The following is a 17,106-nucleotide window of genomic DNA, read 5'->3' on the forward strand; positions in this document are numbered from 1 at the left end:
AATCAGCCTCCTCCAAGCGATTGGACGACATCGACGACCGGGGTGATCGGGTCGGTCTCCGGCGCCGGCCTCGGCTCATGGGCTTGCGGGCCAGCGTCATAGCCGCCGCCGAGAGCCTGAAACAAATCCACCGTCGCGATGAGTCGGTCGCCTTCGATGCCGCGCTGGATAAAGACGGCGTCCAGCATGTCGGCGTGTTGCTGGATGAATTCACGCCGATCCTGCAGGCCGCCGCCTAGCCGGATGCGCGCAAGCTCGACCTCGGCGCGTCGCGCTCTGATAAAGCGCCCCTGCGACTCGTGCTCCGCCCTTGCGCGCTTCAGCGTGGCGAGCGCGTCGGCGACCTGCTGCGCGGCGGTGAGCAGCGTCTCATTGTAGGCGTCGACCGCCTGGTCGTAGTCGGCGCGCTGGGATTCGAGATTGCCGGTGAGCTTGCCGCCCTGGAAGATCGGCAGATGCAGTCCGGGCGTGACGCTGTAGACCATGGCGCCCGGGTTGAACAAATAGCCGCCAAGCTTTGCGAATTGCGTCGAGGTGACCGAGGCCTCCAGCCCCGCCGAGACCGACAGATCGATCGAGGGCAAAAACATGGCTTTGGCGGCGTGAATGCGTTCGGCCCAGGCTTCCGCGCGACGTAGCGCCGCCATGAGATCGGGGCGGTGGGCCAGCAATTCGATCGGGAGTTTACTCGGGAGAGCGGGCTGCGCCGGCGCAACGCTTTTTCTCCGAGCGAATAGACCGCGCGCAACGTCCGGCCCCTCGCCCATCAGGCGCGCGAGCGCGTTCTCCTGAATCTCGATCGCCGCCGTCAATGCGGCCTCGCGGCGGACGGCCGCCTCTTCATTGCTCCGCGCCAGTTGGACGATGTCGAGGATTTCGATGCCGGTTTGGTAACGCGTCTCGGCGAGCTGACGCAGCTCGCGGCGCAAGCCCGTCAGTTCCTTGGCGAGCTTGAGTTGCTCCGCCAGAATATAGCCGCGCAGATAGGCGCGGGCGACGCTTGTCGTCAGCAATAAGCGTGTTTGTTCGAGCTCGCCCGCCTGCGCCAGCGCGTCGCCTATCGCGGCGTCGAGCAAGGCGCGGTTCTTGCCCCAGAAGTCCAGCTCCCATTTGGCGGAAATCGGGTTGAGGAAGGCAGCGGATTTTTGTTTGCCTCCCTGCAGCGGATTGAGCCCCGCCGCGACGCCATGCTCGGCGTAGCGATACTGCTTGTAGGAGAGGTCGGCCTCCACATAGGGGGTAAGACGCGAGCCTGCGATGTCGACCGCCGCCTCGGCGTCTTTCAGGGTGTCGGCGGCTTTTCTCAAGCCTTGATTGCCGAGCAGCGATTTTCCAATGATGGCGTCGAGTTCCGCGCTGCGAAAGGCTCTCCACCACTGCGAGCTTGGCCAGCCGTTTTCCGTGCTGACGCTCTTGACGCCGGAAGCCGCGATGGTGCGGCTCATCGACGGCGGCTCCATGAACTCGGCCCGTTGCTGCGGCGCCGTGGGCATGCAGCCGCCTAGAGACGCGAAGGCCGCCGCGACAGGGATGGACCTCTGCAAGCGCCGGATCATTCGGTCAGTCCATCTAGGTTGAGGCAAGGCATTAGGGCTCTTCCATAAGTTCCTTGGCGCGGAGGAGCTCCAACCTTTGCTTCGGCGCGGGCTTCCTAGCCGGTTTGGCCAACCAGACAAAAATTGCAAGGCCGAAAAAGGCGAGCGCGCCGGTGAGGAAAGCGTCGTTGAGCCCCATAAGCAATGCTTGCTGGCGAATAAGACGCGAGACGTGCGCCCGCGCCACGGATTCGCTCAACCCGAGCCCCTGCAGCTTATCGAGAAGCTGCGGAAGGAGATCGAGCGACGGAAAGCGCCGGCCGCCAAGCTGATCCGCGAGGTCGAGTTGGTGGAAAGGCGTTCGCCGGAATTGCACGACGCCTTGCAGGGTGATGCCAAAAGCGCCGGCCGCTGTCCGCAGCATCGCAAGCTCTTCGGCGGCGCGGATGAGTTGAGAGCCCCCAAGGCCTTGGACTGCAATGGCGGCGGGCGGCGCGAAGAACGTCGCGAGGAAGAAGCCGAAGAAAATCATCGGCACTGTGACCTGATCGAAGGAAGCAGGCTTATCGAACAGGCCCAGCCACGTCATGGTCACCGAGAAGCCAAGGAAGTTCAGGCTCGCAAAAAGGCGCAAATCAACGTGCCTTACGAGAAGGTGCACCACTGAGACGAGAGGCACAGCCAGCAGCGCCATCGTAAGGTATACCGTCCCCGCGCCCGAGGAGGTGTACCCCAGCAGCAACTGAAGCTGCCCGATAAAGACCGACAGCATGCCTTGGATAAAGAGAAAGCCGAAGACCGAGCAAAAAGTCGCGACCGCATAGTTGCGATGACCAAAGAGCCGTAGGTCCAGGACCGGGCGGCGTTCGCCGAGCTCCCAGATGATAAAGATCGGGAGGGAGATGGCGACCACGACCATGACGATCGTGAGGAAGGATGATCCAAGCCAATCGAAGTCATTGCCTTGGTTGAGCACTGTTTGGAACCCGACCAGAGTAACGGAGATCAACAACACCCCTATGGTGTCGAAACGCGTGATCCGCCGGGCGAATGGACGGCCATAGAGCAGAGCGCCGACAACCCCGGCGATCGGCAAGCCGAGGAAAATGTTCGAATAGAAAAGCACGCGCCAGTTGAAATATTCGGCCCAGAATCCGCCCATGAAAACGCCCAGGGTGAAAGGCGCCATACTGAGCACGCCCCACCAGGCGACCCCATAGGGGCGGTATTTTTCGGGGAGTTCATTCAGGACGAGCCCCTGGCCGATCGGCAGCAATATGCCGCCGGCAAGTCCGAGCAGGAAGCGCGCCGGCACGAAGAACCAGATGGTTTCGCTCAAAGCGCATGCGAGGGAAAAAACCGCATAGGCGACGAAAGCGGCGACATAGACCCGGTAGTCGCCATAGCGCGCCGACAGCCAGCGGGCGAAAGGCAGGCCGAGCACGATGCCCATCATGTGGTCCGTCGTCGCCCAGGTGCCGAAACTGGGCGTGACGCCCTGGAGGCTGCCAGCCGCATAGGGGGCCAGCACCGTATATCCGGGCACGTTGGAGAGAGCGATGACGTTGCCCACGGCCAGCGCAGCATTAAAAAGGAGGAATCGCCAACCCGTCAGCCGATCATCGTCGTCGAAGGCGGTCATATTGCCGCCCTTGCGAAGCTAGGCCGACGCGGGCTCGGCTGTAAGCGCAGAGAAAACAACGGCTTTTTCAAAGCGGACTCCTAGCGTGCGTGCGCAAGCAGGAGTCATCAGCCCCAAGGGCGGTTATAAGGCGAACTCCATCGCCTACGCCATTTATAAGCCGAAGGGACGTATCCCTGTCAACCGCTTGGCTTTCCGCGCCGCGAGGGCGGGCAGGGGCGCTTGCGATTACGTCTCCCCGAGGGAGCGGCGCTGGCCCCGTCCTTCTCGAGCACAGTCTTTATGGCGCCTCGCTCGGCCGAAGCGCCAAGCACTCGCCGCCGCAGAGGGATAAGCAAGCGCCTCGCTACCCTTCACGCACCTTCATATGGCGTCCCGGCGCCGCAGCGCATCGGGGGTAGTCACGACGTGTGCAACCTTCTCCCATCTGCACGGCAATTACGTAGCATCGCCTTTCGTTTATCGACCAATCTGTATGCTTACGTCGGAAATACTCCCCGGTTAAGAAGGTGCGCTTTCTCAGCCAAGTGGAGAACTCCATTCCATTGGCGGCGGACGCAAAAATGCTTGCATGATCGAGTAGAGAGCGATGTCAGTGACCTTGCGAAAAGCCTCTTTCGATGCGCGTGCCGAGAGATCGAACGAGACGCGCTTGGCGTCGGGCTCACAATGGCGCGCTCTAAGCTTGCCGTTTCCGCTCGACGAAAGTCACCTGCCGCACAGCATTGCCGCCTGCGGGCGCGATGAGGCCCCCGATTTTGTAATCATCAACGACGCCGCTTCGATTTCTCTCCTTGCATCGGCCTTATCTCCAGCCGCAGCCGCGATCGTGCCTGTCGTGGATGCCACCGGAATCTCGGCAGACAATCGCGTCAAGCGCCGTAGCGATCTCAGCATCGGCATGGCTTCTCCGCGCGCCCTCTCGGAGGCGCTGATCACACTGTCTCCGATGATTGCGAGAATTAGGCAGCTTTCTCCTGCAATTTTTCAGGCGGCGGATCCACGCCTTCTGCTTCTTGCGCGGTTGTTTGTGCGAGACAGCGATTTGCTTCCTTCGATCGATCCTGCTGCGAAAGACGCTTTTGTTTATCGTGACGAGGCCGCTGTCGATGGAGCGGTGACTACCGCGGAAGACCTTGTTGGGAATGGCCTGCTGGAGCGACGGTTTTTTGACGCCGTGGCGGCTTGTCCCCATTGTGCGTGTTCCGCCCGGCTCGTCGTTCGAGAACTCTGCGCTTCCTGTGGCAGTCCGCACGTCACTGAACAGGCTGTTCTGCATCATCTGAGCTGCGCGTATCAGGGTCCAGAGTCAGATTTCCGACAAGAAACCGGCGGGCTTATTTGCCCCAAATGTCGTCAGGCCCTAACCTTTTTTAGTCTCGACTACGACCGTCCAGGCTCTCTGTACATCTGTCACGCATGCGGCCATTCGTCGGGCGACATTCGGATCGAGTTACTCTGCCTGAATTGCGGCGCCTCGATCGCAGCCGGCGATATGAGCAGGCAGGATTTTTATCGATACAGTCTCACCGACGCCGCGAGAGCCCTCGTCATTTCGCCCGCGCCGAAACTGCCGCCTTCTTCGCCCGACCAGGGAATGATTGGCGCGGTGCGCGCTTTCGCCGACCGTTTATCCTCGCGAGGCGCCGTCGGCTGTATTTTGAAAGTGCGGCTCCATGAGCCGCCCGGAACGCCGCCCGCGGGCCGTAATTGGCAGCAAACATGGTCGTTCTTCCGCTCCTTGCTTCGAGAGTGTTTCGTGCAAGACACGGAGATCGTCGAGGAGCTTCCTGTGTTCCTCGTGATGATCGAGAGCGATGCGAAGCGGGACGTTGAACGGGCTCTTCCCGAGATTAGCTCGCGCCTCGAGCGGCATCTCTCGCTCGCTCCGTCGGTCGAATATGCCGTCCTGACATGCACTGAGTTTCTGGCGCTCGCCGCCGCCAACTCCAATGCGCAGGCGCCACGATGATCGACGCTGTCATTTCCGCCTGGCACTTTCTCCTAGCGCTGCCGGGATCGGCTTACTTCGCGCTTCTTTGGCTCACAATTCTTGCGGAAGCGCCTCGCTATTTCCTTGGCGTGCAAGCCACCGCCGCCGCATTGCTGTTTGGCGAGCGCCGCCACACCGGTCCGATAGGGCCCCTTCCTGCCGTCTCGATTCTTCTCGCCGGGCACAATGAAGAAGCGTCGATCGAAAAGTGCATCCGCTCGCTTCACGCTCAAACCTTCAAAAACTTCGAGATCGTCTGTGTCGATGACGGTTCAAACGACCGGACCTACGAGATCATGACCCGAGCCAGGCGCGAAAATCTCGTGAGCTCAGTCGCCCGACTGGAATTACGCGGCGGTAAAGCTGCCGCGCTCAATCTCGCGGCGCGAATCGCAAAGGGCGACATCTTTGTCGTCATCGACTGCGATTGCTCCTTCGAGCCGGATGCGATCGAGGAGCTGCTGCGACCATTTGCTAGCGATCCAGAAATCGCAGGGTCGAGCGGGAACATTTTAGTGCGCAACTGGCAGGCGTCGATCATCACATCGCTGCAGGCAATCGAATATTTGCTTTCGATTTCGCTGGGGAAGGCCTTTTCGGACGTTCTCGACCAAGTTGTCTGCGTCTCTGGCGCTTTTGGCGCATTTCGGCGCGACGCGTGGGAGCGTGTCAGCGGCATGGACGTGGGCGGCGGCGAAGATTTGGATTTTACGCTCCGCCTCCGTTCCTGCGGTTACAGAGTTGTCTTCACCAGACATTCGGTTTGCTACACGGACGTCCCCGACTCCTTTTACAATCTCTGGCGCCAGCGCAATCGCTGGGAGCGTGACGCCATCTGGGTTCGCTACCGCAAATATCCCCGGCTTATGAACCCGTTCAGCTCCGCCTTCAACTGGCGTGAAGCGTTCCATCAGTGGGATTTCATCATCTTCAACATGCTGCCGACGCTTGCCTCTCCATTTTATGTCGTCTGGCTCCTGGTCAATTACGGTCAGTTCGGAGTTCTTTTACTGATCGCGGTCGCGATGCTGCTGTTTACCTTCGATGTCGTGACGTTTTTTGCGGCTGTGCTCATCACGGGCAAACCCATTTTCTGGCGATTGGCGCCATTCGTTCCGTTGTTTGGCTTGTTCCAGTCCTACGTCATGCGCATGAACCGGTTATATGCCTACGTCACGGAGATCATTTTTTCATCTTCGCTCCGTGACAACTACGTCCCGCAAAAGTCACGCGATCTCATGATCTGGCGCTAAGACGAAAAAGGAGACAGGGATCCATGACGCTCCATTCATTGCGTCCGCTTTCGCGGCCCGACAACCTGAAGAATCAAGCCCGCGCCGCCCAGTCTCTTGCACGCAAGATTTATCTGGCCGCGCTCGTTGGCGCGGGATGCTGGGTTTTGTTTCTCGTTTTCGGCCCGATGATCTTCATGGAGGCCAACGGCATGGTCCTCGAGGACGAGGAAGTCGTGTCGCCTTCCTTCAGCGCGCAACTGCTGACGATTTCGGTTCGACCAGGCGACAAAGTCGCGGCGGGCGATCAGATCGGCAAAGTCCTGTCGACACAGATGATCGATCTGATTTCCGATCTCACCTCGCGCAAAGGTCAATTCGACGTCCGCAAGGCCCAGATCGACGCGCGGCTATCGGCGATCGACGCTATGCTTCCAGTAGCGCAGCAGCGCATAAAACATTCCGGCGCCGCCTATGCCGTCGTGGACCAAGCGATGGCGCGCGGCTACAGCACGACGACGCGTCTGCTGGAAGCAACGAGAGATCGTTTCGAGGCCGAACGCGAAGTCGCGTCGTTGCGGGCGGAGCAGGCGGGCCTGACGAGCGAGCGCGCTTCGGTTCTCAGCAATCTCGTCCGTCTTCAGGAAGCCGTTGACGCGGCGCAGCGTTCTTACCGCGATGGCGCAATTATCAGTCCGGTCGCGGGAACGCTCGGCGCGCATGTCGCGACCCCTGGGACCGTGCTCTCGCCGGGGGCAGCGGGCAAGATTGCGGAGATTTACCACGGAAAGCAGTTCATTCTGGCCTATCTCCCGACAAACCGCATCTATGCAGCCGATCCGGGCCAAACCGTTGTCATCACGGATGGCTTCAAGCGCCAGGTCGGGCGCATCGAGGCCGTTGGGAACATCACCGACCAATTGCCAGCCGAGTTTCAATCGGCTTTCCGCACGATAGAGCGTCAGCAACTCGCGCGAATTTCGATCGAAGACGGCGGCGCCTTTCCGCTTTTGGCGAAAATCAGAGTGACGACGCCGCTTGCGCCTTCGAATGTTATTACATCGGCGCCCGAGGCAATTGTGAGCGCCGTTGTGTCCAGCTCCAAATGGCTGATCGCCGCTTTTGCTCGCGATAGGAATCCAGCGCCTGAATATGGAATGTTAGGGATTCGCTTGGCCGCGCGCGAGACGCCGCTCGAGCCTCGAGAAAAGGCGCAGCGCAAGTGAGCAATGCCACCGCCTTTTGCAAAGTCGCGCGCCGCCGCTTGCTCGGCCGCTCATTTCTCGAAAGGCGCCGCTTCACATGATCAGAGCAGCTATGACGTCTCGCCGCTCATTCTTGTCGGCCTGCGCAGTAACGCCTTTGGCGAGCGCTTTCGCGAAAGCGCGAAACGCGCCGCCCCGCATGGCGATGTGGGTGTGGAAGGATCGCGTTTTGTCCCCCGGCGCTATGCTGGCTTTCGCAGAGAGGCGCGGGATATCGACACTATTCGTTTACGTCACCCCGACGGCCGCCGAGGCGCTTCTCACCAGAGACAGAGACGCTTGCGCGACGCTGCGCGCAATGCGTTCAAACGGACGGCGCGTTTATGCAGTGGCCGGCGAGCCCGACTGGGCGTGGGGACCAGCGCAACTGCCGGAGCATGCCGCCTTACTTGTCAGGTTGGCGGTGGAAACGGGATTGTTCGACGGGCTCCATTTCGATGTCGAGCCCAATGCAGTGCCGGATTGGAACGACAAACCGACGCGACCCGCTCTTATGAAGGGTTCGGTGAAGTTTTATGACCTTTTGCGAGCCGCCGCGCCTTATCAAAAGATCGACATCGCCGTTAATCCGGTTTTTGCGACGCTTACGACAGGCGGCTCCAACTTCATGCGCGAGCTTGCAAGACGGGCTGACTCGCTGTCGATCATGTCCTATCGATCCGATCCCAAACGCGCGCTCGAGTGGGCCGCTCCAGCAATCGCACAGATCGAGGGGGCTGGCCGGCGTTGGAGGATGGGGGCGGAGGTCGGTGACGCCGAGCCCGGCGTCACTTGGCGCGGAACGCCGCCAGCTCGTTTTTCTTCCGCTATGGTCGATTTCGACAATCTGATCACGGATCGATTCCGGTCCCCCCGTTACGAGGGCCTGGCGTTGCACGACTACGATTCACTCGCGCAAATGTATGGAGAAGTCGACGGCTGAAAACGAACGATAATGGAGGTTTCTGCGAGTCGATCGTTGCAAATGTCTTTTCCCGCTCATGCTGAACGCACTCCTCTCTCGGGGAGCTCGAAGGATCGTTAGGGGAAAACTGTGATGGGACAGGCGAGAGAATTTCCCTTCGGGAAACCGGCAAGGAGAGTTCCTTCAATCGGGGGGCACACGCTGCTCTTCATCTTAGCTGCCTGCTCGTGGCCCGTGCTTGCGCCGCACGCGCACGCCGAAACGCTGACAGACGCATTGTCCGAAGCCTATCTCACGAATCCGCAACTGAACGCACAGCGGGCCAGCACACGCAGCGTTGACGAGAACCTGCCGATGGCGCGCGGAACCCTTCTTCCCACGGTGAATCTTCTCGGCAATTATGCCGTCCTCCAGCAGAACCTGCTGACGAGCGCGTTCAAGTCCTACACATTGACTCAGCCGGCCGGCGCAGGCTTGCTGGTCAATCTGAATGTCTTCAACGGCTTTCGAGGGCTTAACGGAATCGACCAAGCGAAGGCTCAGATATTCCAGTCTCGCCAGATTTTGCGCAATGCCGAGAATATCGTTCTGGCAAACGCCGCAGCGGCTTATCTGAATGTTTTGCACGACGCCGCGGTCTACAAGCTTCGGAATAATTTTGTCCGCGCCGTCGCCAATCAGGTCGTGACGACCAAAGGACGGTTTCTCGGCGGGGAAGTCACCAAGACGGATATCTTCCAGGCGGAATCCTATCTGGCTCGCGGGAAGTTGGATCGCTCGACGTCGACGGTGAATCTTCAGTCTAGCATTTCCGCCTACAGCCAGTTGATCGGACGATCGCCGAACAGGTTGACGGCTGTCGGGTCGCCGGATCGGATGCTGCCACAGAATGTTGGCGCCGCCGTTCAGCTCGCCCTTACCGACCATCCGGCCGCGCTCGCGGCTCGATACAACGTCGACATCATCGAGCTTGCTGTGAAAATTGCGGAAGGAGAGCTGGCGCCGACAGTGAACCTTGTCGGTTCGGTAAATCAGAACTTCAATTACGTTGGATATGTCGGCGCGCCGAACGAGCGGCTTTTTCAAGGTATGGTCGGGGTTCAAGTGAATGTACCCGTTTATGAAGGCGGCATTGTCTATGCCCGGGCTCGGCAGGCCAAGGAGAGGCTTGGAGAAGCAAAGTTTCTTTACCACCAGCAAGTCAACGAAATTAAGCAGTCGGTCGAGGCCGCCTGGGCCGCCTGGAACGAATCGAGCAAGCTCGCGGCCTCGGCAAGGGAGCAAGTCAGAAGCGCCGAGTCCGCTCTTGCCGGCATTCGGCAGGAAGCCAAAATCAGCCTGCGAACCACATGGGATATTTTGAACGCCCAACTGACGCTGTTGAGCGCGAGGATTGCTCTGGTGGACGCTCAGCGCAACCGCATTCTCTCCGGGTTCGGCCTTCTGGCGTCGATGGGGCAGCTTTCAGCGGAAAAGCTGGCGCTCGACGTTCCCGTCTATGACGCGACGACGCATTACGAGCAAGTCAAGGATCAATGGTTTGGGCTGGAAGCGTGGAACCCGCCAGCCGTCAAGCAAGCAGAGTAGGGCATGATCTTTCGTAACCTTTCGACGCAACTCACATAGTATCAGCAGATTGGCAGGACGTCCGTTGATAACGACCTCGAGCTGCGACTTCAGGTCGGGCGCGAGACTGAATTCCGGAGACGGGCTGGATGTAATTCGTCCGGGAAGGCAGCGCTTACCCGGAGTGACGCTCGACGCCGGGCGCGGCGGAACACGCCGCAGGCGTCAAGGTTGGCAGTTCGTTCGCAGCAATTTCGCGTCGATCGTGAAGCCGGAGCGTATCGCTCCCGAGCTCATTTTGGATTGGGCGCGATACCAGGATTTGAAATCGCCGGTGAACAGAAAGCTCTCAACCTCGCGCCTGCCGCCCGCGACACATTCGACCGTGACGATCACTTGGTCGCCTGCATGCGAGACGGATGGTCGCGCACAGCCGCTCGCGCGAGGGCCGATGACGCTGTCGCCCTCGGCAATGCAGACGTCATTGGTCTGCATCCCGATCTCGGGAGAAACCGTTGTGATCCGCCACAAACCCGGAGCTCTTGTTGGCAGCTCGGTTTGCGCCGCGCCCGTCGGCGGCGCCTCTCCCACCGAACCGGAGAGGCTCATGACCAAGGCGAACAGGCTGGGAGAAAGCAGGGGGCTTTTCAACATTGTTCCCGCAGAGCGTTGAGCGTTCAGGGTCCGATGTGCGGCCATAATCATTTCTAGTCGTCGCCGTAAAGGCGCCTTCCGATTTTTCCCTTGCTTCGGTGAAAGCATCCCGCTCGAGAGTCGTTCCGCCGTCGATGCTTCTCGTCGTCATAATGTTACGACCATAGCAATTTCCCATAACGCAGGCTGCTTCGACGTCAATCTGCCGGGCGAGGCGGGGGGCTGCGGCGAAGCGCCGATTCTTCCTGGAGTCGCCGGGAAATAATGAAGAAGACGTCACAATGGCGCTGTTGTAGGAACGTCGATGTCGATTCAACCGCGGCGTTTCGGGTCGTTCGTATGATCAGTCGCGTATTTCTCCTTGCTGCCTTCTGCATGGGGGCTGCCGCCCTGAGCATCCGCGACTCCGCCGCAGCCGACAGAGCGCGCGGGCAATATCTGGTGGAGGCCCTCGGCGCCTGCGATAATTGCCACACGCCGCGCGGCTCGGGGGGCTATGATTACGCCGCGCGCTTCTCCGGCGGGTCTCAGACGTTCTCCGGCAATGGCTATGCCGTACGTGGTTCGAATATCTCACCCGACAAAGAGACGGGCGTGGGCGGCTGGAGCGACGAGGCGCTGGGCGCCGCCATTGTCGCCGGCGTCGGCCGGGACGGGCAGCTCGCGCCTGTGATGCCTTCCGACTCCTACCGTGCGTTGACCAAAGACGATCTCGACGCGATCATCTCCTTTCTTCGCGCCGCAGCTCCCGTTCGAACCCAACCTGCGCAACCGCCACAGCGACATGGCGAATGGGCGCCGCATCCGCTACCCGGCGCCGAGGCCCCTTTCGATGACGCGGCGCTTTCCAACAAAATCAAGCGCGGGCTCTATGTCGCCTCGATCGCCCGCTGCCTGTCCTGCCACAGTGGCGAAAAAGACGATGCGCCCGATCACGTAAGCCGGCTTGGCGCGGGCGGAAAAATCTTCCGCACTCCCGGCGGAGTCGCTGTCGCATCGAACATCAGCGCGCATCAGGAGAAAGGTCTCGGCGCCTGGTCGAGCGAGGAGATCGCGCGCGCCATCACGCAAGGCGTCTCGCGTAACGGCGATCCGCTCAAGCCGCCCATGTCGACGCTCGCCAAGGCGCATTTCGCAAAGATGTCGACAGAGGATCTAGACGCGCTTGTCGCCTATCTACGAACCATCCCCCCGAAAGAATAATCAGCGCGGGGTCTCGACGGCTGCTCGAATGGCTTTCGCGAGGTCGCCCTCGAAAAGCATGGCGGAGCCATAATGCGTCTCGATGTCGAAGGGCCTCTGAAGGTTCATGTCCAGCGAGGCGCTGTGCATGGCGATCAGCCGACCGTCTTCCGAGAATAGTCCCGACCCGGAGCCGCCGTAGCCGTCATTACAATCATGCCGCGCACGCCGTACATGGCCCTCGCTCGGTTCGTCGATGCGATGGATCTCGCATAATTCGATCGTGGCGGGGAGGCGCGTATTGGAATGTCCGGCGGGCGCCACCATCGTCACCTTCATCCCCGGTCCGGTTATTATGTTGCTCGCATCCGGGATGGGCTGCGGCTTCACATTGTCAGGCGTCGGTTGCAACAGCCGTAGGAGCGCCCAGTCGTCGGTGATGTGCAGGCCTTTGGACTCCACCGCCGCACCGAACCGCACGTTGTCGCCGTCGAAGTAATAATCGCCGCCCGCGATACGAAAAAAGCAGTTCGTCACGGGGTGCGTCGGAACCAGCTTGCTGTCGACAAAATTATGCGCGTTTACCACGACGAGATCATGCGCGCCGATCAGCCATGCCGCCGCGCCGCGCTCCAGCGCGCCAAAATCAGAATAGCACATCAGCACGCCAGCCCCAGGAAAGCGCGCCAAGTCGGCGTCGGTCATCAGGCGGCGCCCGTCCTGCGGATACAGCGCGATGTCGACGATCGGCGCCTTCGGGCCCTCGAAACCGGCGGCGCCGAGCGTCAGCAGATAGGCGCCGAAAAGGCCAAAAACCATACGATCAGACATGCGTCATGCTTCTTATAGCCATGCAGTTCGGCGGGAGAAGATACCGCATGTCGACCCGCGTCAAGATGACGACGCGTTAGCGCCAGCGCGTAGGAAATACCGGGAGGCGATATGCCGATCTTTCCCGAGGCACATTACCGATAAATCGTAGAGACACGCTGCGACGCTTAAATTTATATGCTCGCGGATCGTCTCTCCCATAAAGCGCGGCAAGCGCTTCCAAGGAAGCGACCTTCAACGAACATGACGACTCTGGAGAAATGCTGGAGCGTCTTCACGAGGCGACGTCATCCTTTCAAGAAGCCGCCAACGGTCTTGCAGGACGTCGCAGGAGGACTCGTCTATGAGGAAATTCTTAAATTCCGTTTCCCTGCTGTCGGTCCTGATCGCGGCGCCCGTCACTATGGCGTCGGTCGCCCAGGCCGAAGATCGGCTCGAAGCGCTTGCGAAGAGCGAAGACAACTGGGCGATGCAGGGCAAGAACTACAGCGCGAACCACTACAGCACGCTCACGCAGATCAACGCTGATAACGTCAAGAACCTCAAGGTTTCCTGGTCCTTTTCGACCGGTTTGCTGAGCGGCCACGAGGGCGCTCCGATCGTCGTCGACGGCAAGATGTATGTGCATACGTCGTTCCCCAATAATACATTTGCGCTTGATCTGAGCGATCCGACGCGCATTCTCTGGCAGCACAAGCCCAAGCAGAACGCCGCCGCGCGCGCCGTCGCCTGCTGCGACATCGTCAACCGCGGCCTTGCCTATTGGCCTGGCGATGGCAAGGCGCCGTCGTTGATCATCAAGACGCTTCTCGACGGCAATGTCGTCGCGCTGAACGCCGTTACCGGCCAGGAATATTGGAAGATCGAAAACTCCGATTTCAAAGTCGGCTCGACCCTGACCGTTGCGCCGCATGTCTACAAGGATGTGGTCCTTGTCGGCAGCTCCGGCGCCGAGCTCGGCGTGCGTGGTTATATGACCGCCTATGACGTTCGTACCGGCGAGCAGAAGTGGCGCGCTTACGCCACCGGTCCCGATTCTGACGTGTTGATCGGCGACGACTTCAACAAGGCGAATCCGCATTATGGCCAAAAGGGCCTTGGCACCTCGACCTGGGAAGGCGACGCCTGGAAGATCGGCGGCGGCACGAATTGGGGCTGGTTCGCTTATGATCCGGGCACGAATCTGGTCTACTACGGCAGCGGCAACCCGGCGCCGTGGAACGAGACGATGCGTCCCGGCGACAACAAGTGGACGATGACCATTTGGGGACGCGATCTCGAAACCGGCGCGGCGAAATTCGGCTATCAAAAGACGCCGCACGATGAATGGGATTACGCGGGCATCAACTTCATGATGCTCAGCGAGCAGAAGGATAAGGAAGGCAAGCTTCGCAAGCTGCTGACCCATCCGGACCGCAACGGCATCGTCTACACGCTCGACCGCACGGACGGCACCTTGGTCTCGGCGGACAAAATCGACGACACGGTCAATGTCTTCAAAAAGGTCGATCTGAAGAGCGGCCTGCCGGTTCGCGACCCCGAATATGGCACCCGCATGGATCATCTCGCCAAGGATGTTTGCCCCTCGGCGATGGGTTATCACAATCAGGGGCTCGACTCCTACGACCCGACCAAGGAGCTGTTCTTCCTCGGCGTGAACCATATCTGCATGGACTGGGAGCCCTTCATGCTTCCGTACCGCGCCGGTCAGTTCTTCGTCGGCGCGACGCTGAACATGTTTCCGGGTCCGAAGGGCGACCGCCAGAAGGGCGAGGGCCTGGGTCAGATCAAGGCCTACAACGCCATCACCGGCCAGTTCAAATGGGAGAAGATGGAGCGCTTCGCGGTTTGGGGCGGCACCGCCGCGACCGCTGGCAATGTCGTCTTCTACGGAACGCTCGACGGCTTCATCAAGGCTCGCAACAGCGACACCGGCGACCTGCTCTGGAAGTTCAAGCTTCCGTCCGGCGTCATCGGCCATCCGATCGTCTATCAGCACAAGGGCGTCGAATATGTCGCCATCCTGTACGGCGTGGGTGGTTGGCCGGGCGTTGGTCTCGTGTTCGACCTTCAGGATCCGACGGCCGGTCTTGGCGCGGTCGGCGCCTTCAAGCAGCTCGCCAATTATACGCAGATGGGCGGCGGCGTGATGGTCTTCGCGCTCGACGGCAAGGGTCCCTACGACGATCTGAACCTCGGCGAATACAAGGCCAACTAATCTCCTCTCTGCTTTGCAAGAAGCAATTGAGACGTTTGCTCGGGCGCATAAATCTGCGCCCGGGCAAACGCCCGAGGAAATTCACGAAAGAAGCGAAGATGTTGCGTCCGACTCGCTCGTCTACATGGTTTAGCGCCGTCGCTGCTGCGGCGCTCCTCGGCGCCGCGCCGGCGACCGCTGCGTCGCTTGGCGTTTCCGGCGACGCCGTAAACAACGCGGCTTCGAATCCGGCGCAGGCGCCGGGGCAAGCCGTCGATCCTAATTCGCTCCGAATCTGCGCCGCAAAGAACCAACCGCCGCTGTCGTTGGAAGACGGCTCGGGTCTCGAAAACAAGATCGGGGTAGCGCTCGCCGACGCGTTGAAGCGCAAGGCGCAGTTCGTGTGGTCCGAGCGGCCAGCAATCTATCTCGTCCGCGACTATCTCGACAAGAACCTCTGCGACGTCATCATCGGCCTCGATACGGGCGATCCGCGCGTCGCGACGTCGAGACCTTATTACCGGACTGGCTACGTCTTCGTGAGCCGGGAGGATCGCGGCCTCGACGTGAAGTCGTGGAACGACGCTCGACTGAAAAAGGCTGGCCACATCGTCGTCGCCTTTGGCTCGCCGGGCGAGGCGCTCCTCAAAGACATGGGCCAATATGAAGACAATATGGCCTATCTTTACTCGCTCGTGAACTTCAGATCAGCGCGCAATCAATATACGCAGATCGATCCGAGTCGCATGGTGGGCGAGGTTGTGAATGGCTCCGCCGAAATCGCAGTGGGATTTGCGCCGGATGTCGCGCGTTACGTCAAGGCGTCGACCGTTCCCTTGCGAATGAGCTTGATCGAAGACGACGCGGCGAAGAGCAATGGCGAAAAAGTGCCGCAACGCTTCGAACAATCGGTCGCCGTTCGCCGTGACGACAAGGCGTTGCTGGACGCCGTCAACACCGCGCTGGTCTCCGCCAAGCCGAAGATCGATGAAATCCTCAAAGCCGAAGGCGTCCCCCTTTTGCCGGTGACCCAATAGACGCGCGCATACTGAGCAGGAAGAGAAAACGTGTTCAAGCAAAGAAAAAATGCGGCGCGTGTGATCGTCGCCGCGGTCGGAGCCTTCGTAGCCGTAGCGGCAATCGCACAGTCGGCCATTACCTTCCGCAACACCATCACTGGCGAAGTCCTCAATTTCAGCGACGCGCTGCCGGAGGGCAAAGACACTCCCGCCGTCAAGGAATTCATGACCACGGGCGTCAACCCCTACAATGAGGATCTGAGCTGCTTGAAACAGGGCGAGCAGACATTCCTCTCGGCGTGTTCCGGCTGCCATGGCCATATCGGCGAAGGCAAGATCGGGCCCGGCCTCAACGACGCTTATTGGACCTATCCGCAGAACGAGACCGACGAAGGCCTGTTCTCGACGATCTATGGCGGCGCACAGGCGTCGATGGGGCCGCAATATCAGAATCTTCAGCTCGACGAGATGCTGAAGGTAATGGCTTGGGTCCGCCACCTCTTCAAGGAAGCGCCGGAGAAGGCGACTTGGCTGAGCGATACGCAGCGCAAGTCGTTCAAGCCTTACGCCGGACATGAGACGTTGCCGGACAATCCGCCAGGCAAGTGCCAGGCCAAAAAGTAAGGTCACGGCGAAGCAAGTTCCGCCGATCGGCGGGAGGCGCAAACAAAGAGGCTCGAGCCTCGCACATATGGAGGAACCAGGCATGCGTAAGATGCATTTCGCCGCGGCGGTCGCCGTCGGCATCATGTTCAGCGCCGGCAGCGCTCTCGCCTATGACGGCACCAAGTGCAAAGCGCCCGGCAACTGCTGGGAACCCAAGCCGGGCTTTCCGGAAAAGGTCGAGGGCTCGAAATACGACCCCAAGCACGATCCGAAGGAACTCGCCAAGCAGCAGGCCTCGATCCAGTCCATGGAAGATCGCAACAAAAAGCGGGTCGAGAATTTCAAGAAGACCGGCAAATGGGAATATGACGTGAGCAAGATCGCTCAATAATCGAATTCGTCGCGGTTTTTCCGCGATGAACGAAAGCGGCCACGATCTGGATCCGATGTTGTTCAACAACAGCGCATCGCGTCCGTTCC

Annotated in this window: 14 protein-coding genes and 1 riboswitch; of the genes, 10 read left to right on the forward strand and 4 right to left on the reverse strand. The window is 60.2% G+C overall.

The features are described 5' to 3' along the window. Positions 1 to 2: 2 nt before the first annotated feature. Together QMG84_RS19015 and QMG84_RS19020 are read right to left on the reverse strand one after the other, a co-directional pair. Positions 3 to 1,493 (reverse strand): efflux transporter outer membrane subunit, encoded by a 1,491-nt coding sequence (locus tag QMG84_RS19015; RefSeq protein WP_281932229.1) that lies wholly within the window; start codon positions 1,491 to 1,493, stop codon positions 3 to 5. Between the two features lie 94 nt (positions 1,494 to 1,587). After that, positions 1,588 to 3,177: an MFS transporter gene (locus QMG84_RS19020; RefSeq protein ID WP_281932230.1), complete on the reverse strand. Its 1,590-nt coding sequence runs from the start codon at positions 3,175 to 3,177 to the stop codon at positions 1,588 to 1,590. A gap of 91 nt (positions 3,178 to 3,268) precedes the next feature. Further along, positions 3,269 to 3,331, reverse strand: a riboswitch (Fluoride riboswitch). Positions 3,332 to 3,766: 435 nt separating this feature from the next. Here QMG84_RS19020 and QMG84_RS19025 point away from each other — a divergent pair. The 5 genes from QMG84_RS19025 (at position 3,767) to QMG84_RS19045 (ending at position 10,158) form a co-directional block, all read left to right on the forward strand. Continuing rightward, positions 3,767 to 5,149: a TackOD1 domain-containing metal-binding protein gene (locus QMG84_RS19025; protein ID WP_281932231.1), complete on the forward strand. Its 1,383-nt coding sequence runs from the start codon at positions 3,767 to 3,769 to the stop codon at positions 5,147 to 5,149. Further along, positions 5,146 to 6,423 (forward strand): glycosyltransferase family 2 protein, encoded by a 1,278-nt coding sequence (locus QMG84_RS19030; protein ID WP_281932232.1) that lies wholly within the window; start codon positions 5,146 to 5,148, stop codon positions 6,421 to 6,423. The genes QMG84_RS19025 and QMG84_RS19030 overlap by 4 nt, the downstream gene beginning before the upstream one ends. Before the next feature lie 23 nt (positions 6,424 to 6,446). Then, on the forward strand, positions 6,447 to 7,628 hold the full coding sequence (locus tag QMG84_RS19035; RefSeq protein WP_202073204.1) for an HlyD family secretion protein: 1,182 nt from the start codon (positions 6,447 to 6,449) through the stop codon (positions 7,626 to 7,628). 208 nt (positions 7,629 to 7,836) lie between these two features. Continuing rightward, complete coding sequence (locus QMG84_RS19040; RefSeq protein ID WP_281932233.1) at positions 7,837 to 8,589, forward strand: hypothetical protein; 753 nt, start codon at positions 7,837 to 7,839, stop codon at positions 8,587 to 8,589. Between the two features lie 114 nt (positions 8,590 to 8,703). Beyond that, the gene (locus QMG84_RS19045; protein WP_281932234.1) at positions 8,704 to 10,158 is read left to right on the forward strand and encodes a TolC family outer membrane protein; all 1,455 of its coding nucleotides are present in this window, start codon (positions 8,704 to 8,706) and stop codon (positions 10,156 to 10,158) included. A gap of 204 nt (positions 10,159 to 10,362) precedes the next feature. Here QMG84_RS19045 and QMG84_RS19050 read toward each other — a convergent pair whose 3' ends face one another. After that, complete coding sequence (locus QMG84_RS19050; protein ID WP_281932235.1) at positions 10,363 to 10,791, reverse strand: DUF3617 domain-containing protein; 429 nt, start codon at positions 10,789 to 10,791, stop codon at positions 10,363 to 10,365. Between the two features lie 264 nt (positions 10,792 to 11,055). On the opposite strand from QMG84_RS19050, the gene QMG84_RS19055 reads away from it, so the two are divergent. Then, the gene (locus QMG84_RS19055; RefSeq protein WP_281932236.1) at positions 11,056 to 11,994 is read left to right on the forward strand and encodes a cytochrome c; all 939 of its coding nucleotides are present in this window, start codon (positions 11,056 to 11,058) and stop codon (positions 11,992 to 11,994) included. On the opposite strand, the gene QMG84_RS19060 is transcribed toward QMG84_RS19055, so the two are convergent. Beyond that, positions 11,995 to 12,804 carry a trypsin-like serine peptidase gene (locus QMG84_RS19060; RefSeq protein WP_281932237.1) on the reverse strand — a complete coding sequence of 270 codons (810 nt, stop codon included), beginning with the start codon at positions 12,802 to 12,804 and terminating at the stop codon, positions 11,995 to 11,997. A gap of 343 nt (positions 12,805 to 13,147) precedes the next feature. Here QMG84_RS19060 and QMG84_RS19065 point away from each other — a divergent pair, with 343 nt between their 5' ends. The 4 genes from QMG84_RS19065 (at position 13,148) to QMG84_RS19080 (ending at position 17,017) form a co-directional block, all read left to right on the forward strand. Then, on the forward strand, positions 13,148 to 15,022 hold the full coding sequence (locus QMG84_RS19065; protein WP_281932238.1) for a methanol/ethanol family PQQ-dependent dehydrogenase: 1,875 nt from the start codon (positions 13,148 to 13,150) through the stop codon (positions 15,020 to 15,022). A gap of 98 nt (positions 15,023 to 15,120) precedes the next feature. Beyond that, on the forward strand, positions 15,121 to 16,038 hold the full coding sequence (gene moxJ, locus QMG84_RS19070) for a methanol oxidation system protein MoxJ (RefSeq protein ID WP_281932239.1): 918 nt from the start codon (positions 15,121 to 15,123) through the stop codon (positions 16,036 to 16,038). 30 nt (positions 16,039 to 16,068) lie between these two features. Continuing rightward, positions 16,069 to 16,644 (forward strand): cytochrome c(L), periplasmic, encoded by a 576-nt coding sequence (gene moxG / locus QMG84_RS19075; protein ID WP_202073197.1) that lies wholly within the window; start codon positions 16,069 to 16,071, stop codon positions 16,642 to 16,644. Between the two features lie 82 nt (positions 16,645 to 16,726). Continuing rightward, entirely contained in the window at positions 16,727 to 17,017 is a 291-nt protein-coding gene (locus QMG84_RS19080; RefSeq protein WP_202073196.1) for a methanol dehydrogenase [cytochrome c] subunit, read from the forward strand. Positions 17,018 to 17,106 lie beyond the last annotated feature (89 nt).

The sequence above is a fragment of the Methylocystis iwaonis genome (genome assembly GCF_027925385.1).
GTDB lineage: Bacteria > Pseudomonadota > Alphaproteobacteria > Rhizobiales > Beijerinckiaceae > Methylocystis > Methylocystis iwaonis.

What these genes read in the sequence shown, in the direction of transcription:
- moxJ (WP_281932239.1), top strand. Translation starts at nt 15,121, where the DNA reads ATGTTGCGTCCGACTCGCTCGTCTACATGGTTTAGCGCCGTCGCTGCT.
- QMG84_RS19035 (WP_202073204.1), top strand. Translation starts at nt 6,447, where the DNA reads ATGACGCTCCATTCATTGCGTCCGCTTTCGCGGCCCGACAACCTGAAG.
- QMG84_RS19050 (WP_281932235.1), bottom strand. Translation starts at nt 10,791, where the DNA reads ATGTTGAAAAGCCCCCTGCTTTCTCCCAGCCTGTTCGCCTTGGTCATG.
- QMG84_RS19025 (WP_281932231.1), top strand. Translation starts at nt 3,767, where the DNA reads ATGTCAGTGACCTTGCGAAAAGCCTCTTTCGATGCGCGTGCCGAGAGA.
- QMG84_RS19030 (WP_281932232.1), top strand. Translation starts at nt 5,146, where the DNA reads ATGATCGACGCTGTCATTTCCGCCTGGCACTTTCTCCTAGCGCTGCCG.
- QMG84_RS19060 (WP_281932237.1), bottom strand. Translation starts at nt 12,804, where the DNA reads ATGTCTGATCGTATGGTTTTTGGCCTTTTCGGCGCCTATCTGCTGACG.
- QMG84_RS19020 (WP_281932230.1), bottom strand. Translation starts at nt 3,177, where the DNA reads ATGACCGCCTTCGACGACGATGATCGGCTGACGGGTTGGCGATTCCTC.
- QMG84_RS19015 (WP_281932229.1), bottom strand. Translation starts at nt 1,493, where the DNA reads ATGCCCACGGCGCCGCAGCAACGGGCCGAGTTCATGGAGCCGCCGTCG.
- QMG84_RS19065 (WP_281932238.1), top strand. Translation starts at nt 13,148, where the DNA reads ATGAGGAAATTCTTAAATTCCGTTTCCCTGCTGTCGGTCCTGATCGCG.
- QMG84_RS19045 (WP_281932234.1), top strand. Translation starts at nt 8,704, where the DNA reads ATGGGACAGGCGAGAGAATTTCCCTTCGGGAAACCGGCAAGGAGAGTT.
- QMG84_RS19080 (WP_202073196.1), top strand. Translation starts at nt 16,727, where the DNA reads ATGCGTAAGATGCATTTCGCCGCGGCGGTCGCCGTCGGCATCATGTTC.
- QMG84_RS19055 (WP_281932236.1), top strand. Translation starts at nt 11,056, where the DNA reads ATGAAGAAGACGTCACAATGGCGCTGTTGTAGGAACGTCGATGTCGAT.